The 15975-nt window shown below is 63.4% G+C and carries 15 protein-coding genes; 10 read left to right on the top strand and 5 right to left on the bottom strand.

Annotated features, from left to right (window positions below; all coding sequences use genetic code 11):
- Nucleotides 1–56 precede the first annotated feature (56 nt).
- Nucleotides 57–419: a hypothetical protein gene (locus tag BC443_RS18885; RefSeq protein WP_071230870.1), complete on the bottom strand. Its 363-nt coding sequence runs from the start codon at nt 417–419 to the stop codon at nt 57–59.
- Nucleotides 420–771: 352 nt separating this feature from the next.
- Here BC443_RS18885 and BC443_RS05630 point away from each other — a divergent pair, with 352 nt between their 5' ends.
- Together BC443_RS05630 and BC443_RS05625 are read left to right on the top strand one after the other, a co-directional pair.
- Nucleotides 772–2130 carry a Na+/H+ antiporter family protein gene (locus BC443_RS05630; protein ID WP_071230869.1) on the top strand — a complete coding sequence of 453 codons (1359 nt, stop codon included), beginning with the start codon at nt 772–774 and terminating at the stop codon, nt 2128–2130.
- Between the two features lie 134 nt (nt 2131–2264).
- The gene (locus tag BC443_RS05625) at nt 2265–3401 is read left to right on the top strand and encodes a M42 family metallopeptidase (RefSeq protein ID WP_071230868.1); all 1137 of its coding nucleotides are present in this window, start codon (nt 2265–2267) and stop codon (nt 3399–3401) included.
- An 89-nt stretch (nt 3402–3490) separates the two neighbouring features.
- On the opposite strand, the gene BC443_RS05620 is transcribed toward BC443_RS05625, so the two are convergent.
- The 4 genes from BC443_RS05620 to BC443_RS05605 form a co-directional block, all read right to left on the bottom strand.
- Complete coding sequence (locus tag BC443_RS05620; protein WP_071230867.1) at nt 3491–4435, bottom strand: efflux RND transporter periplasmic adaptor subunit; 945 nt, start codon at nt 4433–4435, stop codon at nt 3491–3493.
- A gap of 13 nt (nt 4436–4448) precedes the next feature.
- On the bottom strand, nt 4449–4664 hold the full coding sequence (locus BC443_RS05615) for a DUF1656 domain-containing protein (RefSeq protein WP_071230866.1): 216 nt from the start codon (nt 4662–4664) through the stop codon (nt 4449–4451).
- Nucleotides 4654–6735: an FUSC family protein gene (locus BC443_RS05610; protein ID WP_071230865.1), complete on the bottom strand. Its 2082-nt coding sequence runs from the start codon at nt 6733–6735 to the stop codon at nt 4654–4656. The genes BC443_RS05615 and BC443_RS05610 overlap by 11 nt, the downstream gene beginning before the upstream one ends.
- 307 nt (nt 6736–7042) lie before the next feature.
- Nucleotides 7043–7639 (bottom strand): OmpW family outer membrane protein, encoded by a 597-nt coding sequence (locus BC443_RS05605; protein WP_247643237.1) that lies wholly within the window; start codon nt 7637–7639, stop codon nt 7043–7045.
- 252 nt (nt 7640–7891) lie between these two features.
- Here BC443_RS05605 and BC443_RS18765 point away from each other — a divergent pair, with 252 nt between their 5' ends.
- Genes BC443_RS18765 through BC443_RS05570 form a run of 8 tightly spaced genes read left to right on the top strand, consistent with a single transcriptional unit; the run spans nt 7892 to nt 15973 of the window.
- Nucleotides 7892–8062, top strand: a complete 171-nt coding sequence (locus BC443_RS18765) for a hypothetical protein (RefSeq protein WP_170835849.1) — start codon at nt 7892–7894, stop codon at nt 8060–8062.
- 47 nt (nt 8063–8109) lie between these two features.
- Nucleotides 8110–9252, top strand: a complete 1143-nt coding sequence (locus BC443_RS05600; RefSeq protein ID WP_071230863.1) for a transporter substrate-binding protein — start codon at nt 8110–8112, stop codon at nt 9250–9252.
- Nucleotides 9249–9836: an ANTAR domain-containing protein gene (locus BC443_RS05595; protein ID WP_071230862.1), complete on the top strand. Its 588-nt coding sequence runs from the start codon at nt 9249–9251 to the stop codon at nt 9834–9836. Before BC443_RS05600 ends, BC443_RS05595 begins: the two co-directional genes overlap by 4 nt.
- Nucleotides 9833–10681 carry an ABC transporter permease gene (locus BC443_RS05590; RefSeq protein ID WP_071230861.1) on the top strand — a complete coding sequence of 283 codons (849 nt, stop codon included), beginning with the start codon at nt 9833–9835 and terminating at the stop codon, nt 10679–10681. The genes BC443_RS05595 and BC443_RS05590 overlap by 4 nt, the downstream gene beginning before the upstream one ends.
- Nucleotides 10681–11607, top strand: a complete 927-nt coding sequence (locus BC443_RS05585; protein WP_071230860.1) for an ABC transporter permease — start codon at nt 10681–10683, stop codon at nt 11605–11607. The genes BC443_RS05590 and BC443_RS05585 overlap by 1 nt, the downstream gene beginning before the upstream one ends.
- A gap of 19 nt (nt 11608–11626) precedes the next feature.
- On the top strand, nt 11627–13243 hold the full coding sequence (locus BC443_RS05580; protein ID WP_071230859.1) for an ABC transporter substrate-binding protein: 1617 nt from the start codon (nt 11627–11629) through the stop codon (nt 13241–13243).
- A complete protein-coding gene (locus BC443_RS05575) occupies nt 13243–14190 on the top strand; it encodes an acetamidase/formamidase family protein (RefSeq protein ID WP_071230858.1) in 948 nt (315 codons plus the stop codon). The genes BC443_RS05580 and BC443_RS05575 overlap by 1 nt, the downstream gene beginning before the upstream one ends.
- A gap of 4 nt (nt 14191–14194) precedes the next feature.
- Nucleotides 14195–15973, top strand: coding sequence for an ABC transporter ATP-binding protein (locus BC443_RS05570; RefSeq protein WP_071230857.1), 1779 nt, complete (start codon nt 14195–14197; stop codon nt 15971–15973).
- Nucleotides 15974–15975 lie beyond the last annotated feature (2 nt).

Genomic DNA, 15975 nt, shown 5'->3' with positions numbered 1-15975 from the left:
CGTGCCGGCCCGCTTTGCGGGTATTAAAGGGATGGTATTGCCAAGGCGTGACGCGGCTAGGAGCGATGTCCGGCGTGGGGCGCTCCGCGCTGGCTCTCCTCGACGCGGGTGGTGGTCGGTGGCGACTCCGGATCCTGCGCGGTGCGGGCCTGGGCCGTGCTCGAACCGCTCTCGGCCGCGCCGCGTTCCGCCGAGGCGGCGGCTTCGGCCTTGCGTCGGCGCCGCATGCGCCGGATCGGCCACATGATGACGAAGAACAGCGCCATGCCAATCGCGGCGATGATGCCCCACAGCGCGGTCAGCAGGCTCAGCCCCGCGCCCGGGCCCACATAGGCTTCCGCGGCGAGTGGCAGGGTAGCGCCGATGGCGATGAGGACGGTCGGCAGGCGTGTGGCGTGTCGTTGGGTCGGTCGAGTCATGACGGTTACCTCTCAGTGGCTGAATCAGCCCCTTCAATCACCCCGAGGGCACCCCGACGTCGATGTCGTCACGTGGGGCCACTCCAGCCGACGCTTGTGGCGTCGATCATTATGGTCGGTTCAGCTTAAGCGGCGTCAGCCGGAAATTGAATGAGGTTTTTTGTTAGCACGTTCGCCGACATTGGCGGCATTTTGTAATCAAGAGTGAGCTGGGTAACCGTGAGTTTTATGGTCGGCCGGTTCTCGCTTCCGGAATTTTTCTGGCGTTCGCCGACTGGGCCGATATCATCGGCGGCTTCGTCTGCCGGCTGCGCTCGGCAGGCATGGTTCACGGTTTGAAATGGGGCGATGCATGAATGCTGTAGTGCTGGCCATTCTGATAATGGTCACGTTGAGTCTGGCGCGGGTCTCGGTGGTGTTTGCGCTGATCGTCGCGGCGCTCGTGGGCGGGCTGTATGCCGGCATGCCGCTTGGCGGGATTCTCGATGCCTTCAACGACGGGCTGGGCAATGGGGCGACGGTGGCGATCTCCTACGCGGTGCTGGGGGCGTTCGCGGTAGCCCTGTCACGCTCCGGCATCACCCAGGGGCTGGCCCGCCGCGCCGTCCGGCGATTTCATCTCGAGGGCTCCGGCCTGCGCCAGCGCCGCGTGGTACTGGCCCTGCTGGGTTGCCTGCTGCTGGCGGCGATCAGCTCGCAGAACCTGATTCCCGTCCACATCGCCTTCATTCCGATCCTGGTGCCGCCGCTGCTGGCGCTGATGAACCGGCTCCGGCTGGATCGCCGCGCGGTGGCCTGCGTCATTACCTTCGGGATCACGGCGCCCTACATGCTGTTGCCGGTCGGGTTCGGAGCGATCTTTCTCAACGACATTCTGCTCAACAATCTCAACGCCAGCGGTGCGGAATTCGGCCTGCAGATCGAGGCGGCCCAGGTGCCGCTGGCGATGGCGATCCCGATCGGCGGCATGGCGTTGGGCCTGCTCGTTGCCGTCTTTTTCAGCTATCGCCGCCAGCGCACCTACGAAGACCGGCCGCTGGTAGGCCAGCAGGACAGCGAGGAGTCCGCGTCGTCCGGCGCCGATCGATCCCTTCGCGGCTGGCAGAAGATCGTGCTGGCCGCGTCGTTGATCGGCACCGTGGTCGTCCAGCTGCTGACGGATTCGATGGTGCTGGGCGGTCTGTTCGGCTTCGCGCTGCTGTCGCTGAGCGGCGTGTTCCGCTGGCGGGATCAGGATGACGTGTTTACCGAAGGCATGCGGATGATGGCGCAGGTCGGCTTCATCATGATCGCGGCGGCCGGTTTCGCCGGCGTGATGCAGGCGACCGGCTCGGTGGACAGCCTGGTGACCAGCTCCGCGGCGATGATCGGCGATCACAAGGGCCTGGCCGCGCTGATCATGCTGCTCGTAGGCCTGTTCATCACCATGGGGATCGGCTCCTCGTTCTCGACCATTCCGATCATCGCCTCGCTCTACGTGCCGCTGGCGCTGAGCTTCGGCTTTTCGCCGCTGGCGACCGTTGCGCTCGTCGGCACGGCGGCAGCGCTGGGCGATGCCGGCTCGCCGGCCTCGGATTCCACCCTGGGGCCGACCGCCGGGCTCAATGCCGACGGCCAGCACGACCATATCTGGGACAGCGTGGTGCCGACCTTCCTGCACTACAACGTGCCGCTGCTGATCTTTGGCTGGATCGCGGCGATGGTGCTTTGACCTCGGGCTTCGAGCGGCGGGAAACGGGAAGCGAGAGCCGGCTTCGGGGATGCGAAGAGCAGCGTTGGCGGGTGGTGCCTGTTAAGCTGGCTGACTATTAGCGGAAACACATTGCCTGAAACAAGGAGCTCGAGATGAGCAAAAGCGCTGATAAAACGCCCAAGAATACCAAGACGACCAAGCGCAACGCAGCGCCGCTCGACGCGGATGCGATGACGTTTCTGGAGCGCTATCTCAACAATGCCTCGCCCACCGGCTACGAGTGGGAAGGCCAGAAGCTGTGGATGGAGTATCTGCGCCCCTACGTGGATGAATTCATTACCGACACCTACGGCACCGCCGTCGGCGTGATCAATCCGGAAGCCGAGTACAAGGTGGTGATCGAGGGTCACGCCGACGAGATCTCCTGGTACGTCAACTACATCACCGACAACGGCCTGATCTACGTCATCCGCAACGGCGGCAGCGACCATCAGATCGCGCCCTCAAAACGGGTCAACATCCATACCGACAACGGCATCGTGCCGGGCGTGTTCGGCTGGCCGGCGATCCATACCCGCCGTCAGGGGCCGAAGGAGAAGCCGCCGGAGCTCGACAACATCTTCATCGATGTCGGCGCGAGCACCAGGGACGAGGTCGAGGCGCTTGGCGTTCACGTCGGCTGCGTGATCACCTATCCCGACGAATTCTTCGTCCTCAACGGCGACAAGCTGGTCTGCCGCGCCATCGATAACCGTATCGGCGGCTTCATGATCGCGGAAGTGGCGCGGCTGCTGAAGGCGCGCAAGCAAAAGCTCGATTTCGGCCTCTACATCGTCAACGCGGTGCAGGAAGAAGTGGGCCTGCGCGGCGCGGAGATGATCGCCGAGCGCCTGAACCCCAACGTCGCCATCGTCACCGATGTCAGCCACGACACCTCGACGCCGATGATCGAGCCCAAGCGCGAAGGCGCCAACAAGATCGGCGACGGCCCGGTGATCTGCTACGCCCCGGCGATCCAGAACAAGCTGCGCGAGCGGCTGATCAAGGTCGCCCAGGAGCAGAAGATCCCGTTCCAGCGCCTGCCGCGTTCGCGGGCCACCGGCACCGATACCGACGCCTTCGCCTACAGCAATTCCGGCGTCGCCTCGGCGCTGATCTCGCTGCCGCTGCGCTACATGCACACCACCGTCGAGATGGTCCACAAGCAGGACGTCGAGAACGTGATCGAGCTGATCTACCACGCCCTGCTCGACATCAAGCCCGGCGAGACCTTCAGCTACTTCGATTGAATGGCTTTCGATTGAACGGCTTCGATTGAGCGGCGTTTACCCCGCTGCCCGCGCCCCGACGAGCGATCGTCGGGGCGCTTTCGTAGGGCTCAGATACTGATCAATCCTTCCCACCACTGGCGAATCGGCTTCCACCAGTCTGGCGCCTGCTCGCGGCCCTGGCGGTCGCTGTCGAGATAGACCGTGGCGGTGAGGCCGGCGGAGAGCTTGGTGCCTTCGGGAATGTCATCCAGCGCGATGCGCACGGGAATGCGCTGGGAAAGGCGTACCCAGTCGAACGAGGCGTTGACCGAGGCTAGCCCGTTTTCCTGGCTGCTCAGGCTGCTGTCGCTGATACCGCGGGCGAAGCTGTCGACATGCCCCCAGATGGGCTCGTCGCTGGAGAGCAGTTGGACCCGAACGGGCGCGCCGACATCGATGCTGTCGAGCTTGGTCTCCTCGAAGTAGCCCAGCACGTAGAAGCTTTTGGCATCCACCAGGGTCATGGCATCGGTGCCTACGGTCACGTATTGCCCGGGGCGCAGCAGCAGGTTGGTGACGTAGCCGTCGACCGGTGCGCGAACGGTGGCGCGTTCCAGATCCAGCTCGGCCTGGTTGACCTCGACTTTCGCCTGTTCGACGGCGGCCTGGGCCGTGGCCAGTGCGAAGCGGGCGTTGTCCTTGTCCTCCTGGGAGACGTAATTCTTCAGACGCTGGCGACGGCTGTTGGCGGCCTGTGCTTCGTCGCGCTGCTGCGTCAACTGGTTGAGATTGGCCCTGGCTTCGTTCAGCGCCAACTGGTAACGCTGCTGGTCGATGGTGAATAGCACATCGCCTTTTTTCACCAGCTGGTTGTCGTGCACCTCGAGACTGTCGACGAGGCCGGCGACATCGGTGCCGAGGTTGACCACATCGGCACGAACGCGACCGTCGCGGGTCCACGGGTCGTGCATGTAGTGATCCCAGATCTGGGCAACGGCGACGATCGCGGCAATCACCAGAGCGATGGTCAACAGTAGCCGCAGGGTCTTGCGGAGTCCGGTAGGCCAATTCATGAAGGTCTTTTCCTCATCCAGCGATCGGCAGCGAGCCCGTCAGGGCGAGTACCGACCACAACAGCAAAGCGTAAATCGCGATATCCAGCAGTACTGGTTGCCAGAACCAGTGATAGAGCCCCAGGCGCACGAACACGCGCCGCAGGATCAGATAGAGCCCGAGGGCCAGCAATACCGGCACCGTCAACGGCGGTATCAGGAACCCCAGGAACGACCATTCAGCGAGCATGTCGAGTGTCTCCGGTGGTTGCCTTGGGCGCATCGTGTTCTTCGTCCGCGCGGGTCTCGAGTGCCACGCCCGGCGCCGCGCGCATCAGATGCCCCAACATGGCGATCTCGCCGATGCTGGCGATCGGCAGGCGGGTTTCATGATAGAGCCGCTCGACCCAGGCAATGGCCTCGTCGGCCAGCTCGCGCCAGACGGCCGGGTCATGATGGCGGCGCGATACCACGCGAGCGCCGATGTCGCCGAGCCAGGCTTCGATCTCCGTGCGGTGAGGGCCGAGCGCGTCGCGCAGGCGCCGGATTCGCCACACGCACAGCGCCATGGCATGGAGGTCGATGGCTTCGCGTATGGCCTGGTCACTGCCCCCCAGCGCAACCAGTTTGCCAAGGCGGTCGTAAAGGCGGCTTTCCAGGCGGGCGCGATTGGGGAGCGACTTCTCCCGCAGCAGCCGGCCCAGGCCACGCCAGTAGGCTGCCATCAGCGTTTTGATACGCCCCCCGGCAGAGCGTTGGCGCAACAGTGAATAGGTCGCCATGGCCGCGATGGTGCCGATGATCGAGGCGAGTCCGCCATTGATGTAACTCGTCGGCGCGAAGTTGTAGGTCGAATGCAGATTGAGCAGCGTCATCATCGTGATGGCCCCGGCCAGCCCTATCGCGGACCAGCGTGGGTGCGGCGTGAGCAATGTGCCGATGGTCACGGGAACCGCGACCGCAATGGCGAGCAGAGGAAAGCCACTGATGGCCGGCATGACGAGAAACAGAAGTATGCCGCCGAAAAATACCGCCGCGATCGATCCCCACAGAAACTGATAGACGACGGCTGCCGGGTTCGGAGCCTTGGCGAACAGCATGGTGAACACGCCAAGCAGCATCATTGCCAGATAGCCCGAATGCCAGCCACTGTGAATCCAGAATTGGCCCAGCAGTTCGAAGGCGATGAATACGCGAAAGGCGTTGAAGCGGGCGATGAAGTGTTCATTGTGGGTGGCACGGGAGCGGCGCTCGCGGGGCAATGTCTTGATCTTCGACGAAGCGGGATCATTCAAGGCATGGCGTAGCCGACGGCCATGCTGTAGTAAGCCGATCACCTCGCCCAGACGCTGGCGGACCAGCTCGGCACGGGTGCGGGTACGTGGCTCCACCGTCGCTTCGTCCCACTCGAAGTCGGCCATCAGCAACCGCTCGCTCGGCTCGCCATCCGGTCGTTGTTCGATTTCCTGCAGCAGGGGAACGACCTGCCGGGTCAACTGCGAAAGCCAGCGCTCGCCGTCGTCACAGTCGCGCAGATAGTCCAGTGCCGTTTCCAGCTCACGGACGGCGGTAATCAGCGCCAGGCTATCGCTGGCGAAGCGATCCAGCGCGGGGATGAAATGGCTCAGACGGCGGGTTTCCAGCCGCGTCAGTCCGCGCAGCTTCTCGAACTGCTGATAATGCTGGAACAGTGTCTTCAACTGGGCGTCGCGATCGTCGCGAGCGCGAGGTTCGGCGAGCGTCGCCAGCGTTTCGGTAGCGGCCTGCGAGAGAAACCGGGAAAGCGCGCTCGGCAGGGCATGACTGCCATAACGCGGGGCAATGACCACGTGCATCAGCAGCCCACAGCCGATTCCCAGTGCCGTTTCGGTGAAGCGCCCCTGCGCCACGGACCAGACATTCTCGATGCCGGTACCGATCGCGGTCAGCGACACCAGCGTCGAGGTGTAGCCGCTGAGCATCATCACGTAGCCGAGATACTCGTCCTGCTCGAGTATGACCCAGTACATGCAGAAGGCCAGCCACGCGCCGGCAAACAGCAGATAGAGCATCGGCTGCTGGCCGAATAGCGCGATCAGCACCAGGCCGACGATAGCGCCGAACAGTGTGCCGAACAGGCGCGCCAGGCTGCGGCCGATGATGATGCCGATCGGCGGCGTACCGCCGGTGAACATGACCGGCTGCAGGGTCACGATCATCACCGCCAGAATGGCCCAGGCAGGCTGGTAGAGATCGAGGCGCATGGACAGGAACAGTGCCAGCCAGACGGCCAGCACCGTTCGCAACGCCAGTAACCAGTGATCGGCAGGAATTCGAATCATAAATGACCAAAACCCGTGAATGCGGGCATCCACGGGGCATGTCCATGGACACATCCACGGGACATTCATTCCACGGGGCAGTGTATTGAAGCGCGATGGATGCGTATCAAAGCGCCATAAAAGTTAGGCTGCGAATGATCACATTGTCTTCGACCTATGTCTATAGCTTTGTGCAGAACAGCTTGCGCAGAACAGCCGGTTCCAGGCGGAAGCGCCAGAAAGGTTGGACGGTACGGAGGGGGAGAACGAAAAATGGCCACCGAGTGGTGGCCATGAGATTACCGGTTTGGGTCCGAATACGGCGGCTTCAAAAACGGTAACCGATGCCGCCCATCACCACCCAGGGGTCGATGTGAACGGTGGTGTCATAGGATTGGCCACCGACCTCGGCGGTCGCGTCGGAGTCGATGTCGATATACCAGGCGGCGGCGTTCATCGACCAGTGATCGTCGATCAACAGGTCCACCCCCAACTGGCCGGCAGCGCCCCAGGAGTCGTCGAGATCGAGGCTGCCGCCGTCCAGGTCTTCATCGGAGAAATGGGTGTAGTTCACGCCCGCGCCGATGTAGGGCTGCACCCGCGACTGGGTGCCACCGAGCGGATAGTACTGCAGCGTCAGGGTCGGCGGCAGATGCTTGGTCGAGGCCATCTCGTTGCCGTTCAGGTTGATATCGTGCTCGAACGGTTCGGCGGCCAGCAGTTCGACGCCCCACTTGTCGAGAAAGCGGTAGCCCAGCGTGAAGGCGAAGCCGGTGTCGTCGTCGACATCGACATCCATGCCCAGACCATCGAAGTGGCCATTGTCGCTCTTGGGCGAAACCTTGGCGATACCGAAATGGGTGAACAAATCACCGGCACCATAGGCAAAGGCGTTGCCGGCGCCCAGCGCGGTGACCAGCGCCATCCCGGCGACGGAGAAGCGGCGAAGGATCGTGTTCATGATGATGCTCCCTTGTCCTTGTGACTGACATTGACTCGCCTCGGCAGCGGTAGCCTCGAAGACGATGATGTCAGCATATGCGTAATAACCTTATTGTTCGTGTGGTTATTTGCCGCAAGGTCGTCTTTGAGCGATCCATTTTGGTGCAGATGGACTCAAGATGGAGCAACTTTGGTGCACAGAGCTTCGAGGTTTATCACATGACAAGAGACAAAAATGATTAACTATTTGTTTTTGAAAGGGGGGATAGGTGTTGGCACGTTTTTACCATATAGTTCAATAGAAAGTGGTGTCTTGTTTACAATATATTTCAATGGCAAGTGGGGCTTGGTTAGCCAGCCTGTAAATCTTGTACAGAACAGCGCGCCGCTAGGCGCTTGGCAATGAAGCCCGGATGTCCTCCCGACGTCCGGGCTTTTTTTGTGGAAACGACCATGACATTCACGTTACCCATCGGGATGCTCTACTCGACGACCGGCACCTACCAACGCATCAGCAAGAATGCGCGCAGCGGCGCCTTGCAAGCGGTCACTGATATCAATGCCGACGCGACATCGGGCGTGACGCTGGTGGTGCATGAGTACGATCCTCATGGCGAACTCGAAGCCTATCATCAGGGTGTCGAGGCCTTGCTTGCGCGGGGCGTGCGTCACGTAGTGGGCACCACGACCTCGGCGAGCCGCAAAGATATCGTGCCGGATGTCGAACGCGACGATGCCCTGTTGTGGTACGCCTGCCCCTACGAAGGCTTCGAGTGCAGCGAAAACGTGCTCTATTCCGGCGGGTGCCCGAGCCAGAATCTGGTGCCGCTGTTGGCCTATGCCCTGCGCGAGCACGGCAAGCGTGGCGTGCTGATCGGCTCCAACTACGTTTGGGGCTGGGAGAGCAACCGCATTGCCCGCGAACTGGTGGAAGCCGCCCATGGCCGCATCGTGGCGGAGAAGTACTTCCACTTCGGCGATTGCGACTTCGACGCCATCATCATCCGGATTCTGGAAGGCGTCACCGACTTCGTGCTCAACAACCTTGTCGGCGAGTCCTCCTATGCCTTCCTGGCTCAGCTCGATGCCGCCTGTGAGCGCCAGGGCACCACCATCACCGTACTCAGTTGCAACTTCACCGAGTGCGAGCTGCCGGCGATTCCTCGCTTACGGCATGTGCGCCTGTTGTCGTGCGGGCCATGGTTCGATCATCCCGGCAACGGCTTCAGTGCGCGCCAACGGGTGCGTCATGGCGTGCAGATCTATTCGAGCTGTTATACCAACGCCTACAACGCCGTGCAGTTGCTGGCGCGAAGCTGTGCCGCGGTGGGCAGCGACGACCCCGCAGCGGTGCTGGCGTGGCTGCATGCGAACTCGCATACCACCTTGATGGGCGAGTTGGCTTTCAATCCGAGCAACAACCATCTGGCGCTGCCGTGCTGCATCGCCGAAGCAGGGGACGAAGGGTTTTGCATCGTGCATCGCGAAAGCGGTGTGCTGGACGCCGACCCTTACCTGACCCGCACCGGTATCTCCCAGTTCCGCGACGTGGTCGGTGCCGCACCCACGTCGCCCCGCTTGAGGGTCGTGAAATGAAAGCGGAAACCTTGACTCCACGGCTGCTGCTGGTGGATTGCGAGCCGCGCTCGCAGGCGATGCTCGACAAGAGCCTGGCGCGCCTGGGCTTGCACGGCTGGACCGTGGCCGAGGATGCCGAGATCGCCCTGACGGATGTCGATGGCGTGATCGTCGAATTGGATCACTTCGCCAGCCCGCGCCTGCTTGAGGCGGCTCGCGCGGCAGGCCTGCCGATCGTGGCGATGACCCACCACCAGACGCTGTCGCAGATCCAGCGCGCGCGGCGGCTGGGCGCCACGGCTATCCTCAACAAGCCAATTACCCAGCATACCGTCTATACCACGCTGGCCATGGCGCGGACATTGCGCGAGCGGCTCACCGAGCTCGAAACCGCTCATGATCGGCTGGCCGCGCAGGTGGACCAGCAGGGGCTCATCGCCCGGGCCGTGGCGCGCATCATGGTCAGCGCCGAGCTGGATGAAGCGCAGGCGTTCGAGCGGTTGCGCAGCGATGCCATGTCACGACAGCTCACCCTGGTGCAGGCCAGCGAGCGGCTGCTGACGCAGATGGCACCCGCACGGCGTCAGGGAGGAGCGTCATGACGGTGCTAAAGGCATTGCTCAAACGCAAGACCGTGGCCATCGCGCTGTTCTATATCCTGATCGTGGTCGTGGCGGCGGTCTTCGCCCCTTGGTTGGCACCGCACGATCCCACCGAGCAGTTCTTCGAAGGGCTTTCGCTGGAAGGCGCGCCGTTACCGCCCGGCGGCGAGTTCTGGCTGGGCACGGACCTGCTGGGGCGCGATTTGCTTTCGCGGGTCATCTACGGCGCGCGTACCTCGTTGATCATCGGCATCGTCTCCAACGGTATCGCGGTAGTGATCGGCACGCTGGTGGGCGTGACCGCGGGCTTCGTGCGCGGCTGGCTGGGCTCGGTGCTGATGCGCCTGACCGATTTGATGATGGCCTTTCCTGCCTTGCTGCTCGCCATCGCGCTGGCGGCGATCCTGCAACCCAGCCTGTGGATCGTGGCGATGGTCATCGCCATGGTGAACTGGGTACAGATCGCGCGCGTCATCTATTCGGAGACCATCTCGCTGTCGTCGAAGGATTTCGTGGCGGTCGAGCGCACCATCGGGGTCAGCGCGCCGCGCATCCTGTTCTCGCATCTCCTGCCGCATTTGCTGCCGACCATTCTGGTCTGGGCGACCCTGGGCATCTCTACCACGGTACTGCTCGAAGCCACGTTGTCCTTCCTGGGGGTCGGCGTGCAGCCGCCCATGCCGAGCTGGGGCAACATCATCTTCGAGAGCCAGACCTATTTCATCTCCGCCATGTGGCTGGTGCTGTTCCCCGGCATCGCCATCATCGCGCTGTCGTTGAGCTTCAACCTGGTCGGCGACGCGCTGCGCGACGAGCTCGACCCGACACTCAAAGGAAGACGCTAATGGTCTGGTACATCGCCAAGCGCATCGCCTATTCGCTGCTCATCCTGCTGGGCGTGACTTTCATCACCTACCTGCTGCTCTACATGATTCCGGCCGACCCTGCGCGGCAGATCGCCGGTCGCAGCGCCACCGCCGAGGTGGTGGCCAACATCCGCCACCAACTGGGGCTGGATCTGCCGTTCTACGAGCAGTACGTCCGCTATCTGGGCAACCTGCTGCAGGGCGACCTGGGGCGCTCCTACGTGCAGCGCTCGGAAGTCTCGACGCTGCTCGCCTCGCGGGTGGGCCCGACGCTGCAACTGATGGCCGCCGGCATCGGCTTCGAGCTGCTGATCGGCATCACGCTGGGTATCGTCGCGGCGCTCAAGCGCAATTCGGTACTCGATCAGGTGCTGATGGCGTTCTCGTTCATCGGCGTGTCCTCGCCGCATTTCATCGCCGCGATGCTGGCGCTGTATTTCTTCGCGGTCTATCTCGGCTGGTTCCCATTGGGCGGCTACGGCGGCGTCGAGCACTTGCTGTTGCCGGCCATCACCCTCGGTGTGCTGGGCAGCGGCTGGTACTCACGCATGGTGCGCTCGTCGATGATCGAGGTGCTGCATCAGGACTTCATTCGCACTGCGCGCGCCAAGGGGTTGGGACGGGCGCGCGTCCTGCTGCGCCACGTGCTGCCCAACGCCATCGTGCCGGTGATCCCCATGATCGGGATCGACATCGGCATCTTCATGAGCGGGCTGGTCGTCGTGGAGTCGGTGTTCGGCTGGCCGGGCCTGGGGCAACTGGCCTGGCAGGCCATCCAGCAGGTGGATATCCCGATCATCGTGGGCGTCACCATGCTCTCGGCGGTCGCCATCGTGCTGGGCAATCTCGTGGCCGATCTGGCCGTGCTGTTCGTCGATCCGCGCATCGACGTCACCCAAACCTGAACCTCAAGGGAACAATGCCATGAACAACAAATTGAAAGGCTTCGCACTCACCGCCCTGTGCGCGACGATCTCGAGCCAGGCAATGGCGCAACAGACACCCCAGGAAGGCGGCGACATCGTGGTCACCTACCAGAACGACGTGGCCACGCTCGACCCGGCGATCGGCTACGACTGGCAGAACTGGTCGATGATCAAGAGCCTGTTCGATGGCCTGATGGACTACGAGCCAGGCACTACCACGCTCAAGACGGATCTCGCCAAGGATTACGAGATCTCCGACGATGGTCTGACCTACACCTTCCATTTGCGTGAGGGTGTCACCTTTCACAACGGCCGCGAAATGGTCGCCAGCGACGTGAAGTACTCCCTGGAACGGGCGGTCAATCCCGAGACACAGAGCCCCGGCGCCGGCTTCTTCTCCTCCATCGAGGGATTCGATGCCGTGGCCTCGGGCGAGTCGACGACATTGAGCGGTATTACCACGCCCGACGATCACACCGTGAAGATTCAGCTGTCGGCGCCGGATGCGACCTTCCTGCACATCATGGCCCTCAATTTCGCCTCGGTGGTGCCCAAGGAAGCAGTCGAGAAATGGGGCCGCGATTTCGGCAAGCATCCGGTGGGCACGGGGGCCTTCGAATTGCAGGGCTGGGCGCTCGGCCAACGTCTGACCTTCGTCAAGAACGACGACTACTACCGCGAGGGCATTCCGTATCTCGATAGCATCGATTTCGAGATCGGCCAGGAACCCAACGTGGCCCTGATGCGGTTGCAGCGTGGCGAGGTGGACGTCGCCGGCGACGGCATCCCGCCCGCGCAGTTCCTGCAATTCCGCAACGATCCCGATTTCAAGGATCTGATGGTCATCGGCAACCAGTTGCATACCGGTTACTTGACCATGAACGTCACCATGCCCCCGCTGGATAAGGTCGAAGTGCGCCGCGCCATCAACATGGCGATCAACAAAAAGCGCATCGTACGCATCATCAACGGTCGCGCGATTCCCGCCAATCAGCCACTGCCGCCGGCGATGCCCGGTTATGACAAGGAATACAAGGGCTACCCTTACGATGTCGCGAAGGCCAAGGCGCTGCTCGAGGAAGCCGGCTACGGCGATGGGTTCGATACCGAGATCTATGTGATGAACACCGACCCGCAGCCGCGTATCGCCCAGGCAATCCAACAGGACCTGGCGCAGATTGGCGTGCGCGCCGAGATCAAGTCGCTGGCGCAGGCCAACGTGATCGCCGCGGGCGGCGACAAGGATCAGGCGCCGATGGTGTGGTCGGGCGGCATGGCGTGGATCGCCGACTTCCCCGATCCCTCCAACTTCTGGGGGCCGATCCTGGGTTGCGAGGGCGCGGTGCCCGGCGGCTGGAACTGGGCGTGGTACTGCAACGAAGAGCTGGACGCCGAGGCCGCTGCCGCTGACGCCATGGTCGCACCGGACCAGCAGCAGGCACGTGCCGAGCGCTGGGGCAAGATCTTCACCACGGCGATGGATGACGCTCCCTGGGTGCCGATCTTCAACGAGCAGCGTTTCACCGTGCACTCGGCGCGCATGGGTGGTGACGATGCTCTGTACGTGGATCCGGTCCACATTCCTGTCAACTACGACTACATCTGGGTGAAATGATGTGTGATAACGGACTGATCAAGACCATTCACGGGCACCATTGCCACCTGGGATGGGATAATGCCATCGCCCCGGCCGCGCACGTCGCGCCGGGGACCCGGCTGACGTTCGCCTGCAATGACTCCTCGGGCGGACACTTCACGCCGACCTCGGATGTCTCGGCAGTGGCCAACATGCCATTCGACCGGATCAACCCAGTGACCGGACCCATCTTCGTGGACGGCGCCGAGCCTGGCGACATCCTCGTGGTCCATATCGACGACTTCGCCCCGTCCGGCTTCGGCTGGACGGCCAACATCCCCGGCTTCGGGCTGCTGGCCGACCAGTTCGAAACGCCCGCGCTGGCTTTGTGGCACTACGATACACAGGCCATGACACCGGCTGCATTCGGCACTCACGCACGGGTGCCGCTGAAGCCGTTCGCCGGGACGCTCGGCGTCGCGCCGGCGGCGCCGGGCACGCACTCGATCGTGCCGCCGCGCCGCGTGGGGGGCAATCTCGACGTGCGTGACCTCGGCGCCGGCAGCACGCTCTATCTGCCGGTGGAAGTCGCCGGGGCCTTGTTCTCGATCGGCGATACCCACGCCGCCCAGGGCGATGGCGAGGTCTGCGGCACGGCGCTGGAAAGCGCCATGGATGTCTCCTTGCGTCTCGACCTGATCAAGCAGACGCCCCTGGCGATGCCGCGCTTCTCCACGCCGGGGCCGGTGACCCGCCATCTCGACGGCGCCGGCTACGAGGTCTTCACCGGCGTCGGACCGGACCTGATGGAAGGCGCGCGGCAGGCCTTGAGCGGCGCCATCGAGTGGCTGGTCAAGACCCGCAACATGCCGGCCGAGCAGGCTTACATGCTTTGTTCGGTGTGCGGCGATCTGCGCATCAACGAGATCGTCGACATGCCCAACTGGGTGGTGTCGTTCTATGTGCCACGCATCGTGTTCGAGTGAGGGGATGGCGATGACAACTCAGCCGGGGCCGGGTGATGGACGCGTGCTCTCCGTCGAGCACTTGTCGATCGACATTTCACACGAGCATGACACGCAGCGCGTGGTCGACGACCTGAGCTTCACCTTGCGTGCCGGTCGCACGCTGTGCATCGCCGGCGAGTCGGGCAGCGGAAAGTCGCTCTCCTCGCTGGCGATCATGGGCCTGCTGCCCAAGGTGGCGCGGTTGCCGAGCGGCGCCATCCTCTATGGCGAGCGGGATCTGCTGGAGCTGCCCGAACGCGCCATGCAGCGCCTGCGTGGGCGCGACATCGCGATGATCTTTCAGGAACCGATGACCTCACTCAATCCAATGATGACGGTCGGGCAGCAACTGGAAGAAACCATTCGCCGCCACAAGCTGGCCGAGGGCGGGCAGGCCCGTCGCCGCGCCCTCGAGATGCTCGACGCGGTACGGGTGCCGCATGTCGAGCAGCGGCTCAAGCAACATCCGCACGAGCTGTCCGGCGGCATGCGTCAGCGGGTGATGATCGCCATGGCGATGGTCTGTCATCCCAAGGTGCTGATCGCCGACGAGCCGACCACGGCGCTGGACGTGACGATCCAGGCACAGATTCTCGAGCTGATGCGGGAACTGCAGCGCGAGTTCGATACCGCGCTCCTAATGATTACCCACGACATGGGCGTTGTCGCCGAGATGGCCGACGACGTGGTGGTGATGAACCGTGGCGTCGTCGAGGAGTCCGCCCCGGCGCGTGCGCTGTTCACCGACCCGCAATCGGCGTACACGCGCAAGCTGCTGGCGGCGGTGCCCCGCCTGGGCACGGCCGCGGTACGGCCATTGGCTAGCGAGACGCACGCCCCGGTGCTGACGGTGGAAGGGTTGCGGGTGCGCTTTCCGGTCAAGCGGCGCTCGCCGTTCGAGACTCGTCGCGAGGTCTGCGCGGTGGAAGACGTCAACTTCACGCTGAACGCCGGGGAAACGCTGGGCATCGTCGGCGAGAGCGGCTGCGGCAAGTCGACCACCGGCAAGGCGTTGATGAACATGCTCGACTACACGGGCAGCGTCAGGTTCGAAGGGCGCGAACTCAACGGCTTGCGCGGCGCCGCGCTCAAGGCCGTGCGCCGCGACATCCAGATGATCTTTCAGGATCCCTTCGCTGCGCTCAACTCACGCAAGAGCGTGGGGGACCTGATCGGCGAGCCGTTGCTGGTGCATGGCCTGGCCGACGCCGCCGAACGCCGGCGGCGCGTGGCCGAACTGCTCGAACAGGTTGGACTGCCGGCCGAGGTGGCACTGCGTTATCCACACCAGTTCTCCGGCGGGCAGCGTCAGCGCATCTGTATCGCCCGCGCGCTGGCGCTCAATCCCAAGGTGATCATCGCAGACGAAGCGGTCTCGGCGCTGGACGTCTCGGTACAGGCTCAGGTGCTGGCGCTGCTGGAGGATCTGCAGCAACGCTTGAACCTGAGCTACCTGTTCATTTCCCACGACATGGCGGTCATCGAGCAGATCAGCCACCGTGTCGCGGTCATGTATGCCGGCCAGATCGTCGAGATCGGCAGCTGCCAGCAGGTGCTGCACGATCCGCGCCATCCCTATACCCAGCGCCTGCTCTCCGCCGTACCCATGCCGGATGTGGACGCCAAGCGCGACTTCGCCACATTGTTGCAGGCCACGGAGGTGCCCGATCCCATCAAGCTCCACGGCCATCGGTTGCCCGCGCTTCGCTACGCTGAGCTACAGACGGGGCACTTCGTCGCGCTGTCCGCCGCCAGCGCATGAAA

This window comes from Salinicola sp. MIT1003 (assembly GCF_001858555.1).
Lineage (GTDB): Bacteria > Pseudomonadota > Gammaproteobacteria > Pseudomonadales > Halomonadaceae > Salinicola > Salinicola salarius.
This window is presented reverse-complemented; position numbering and strand designations above follow the sequence as displayed.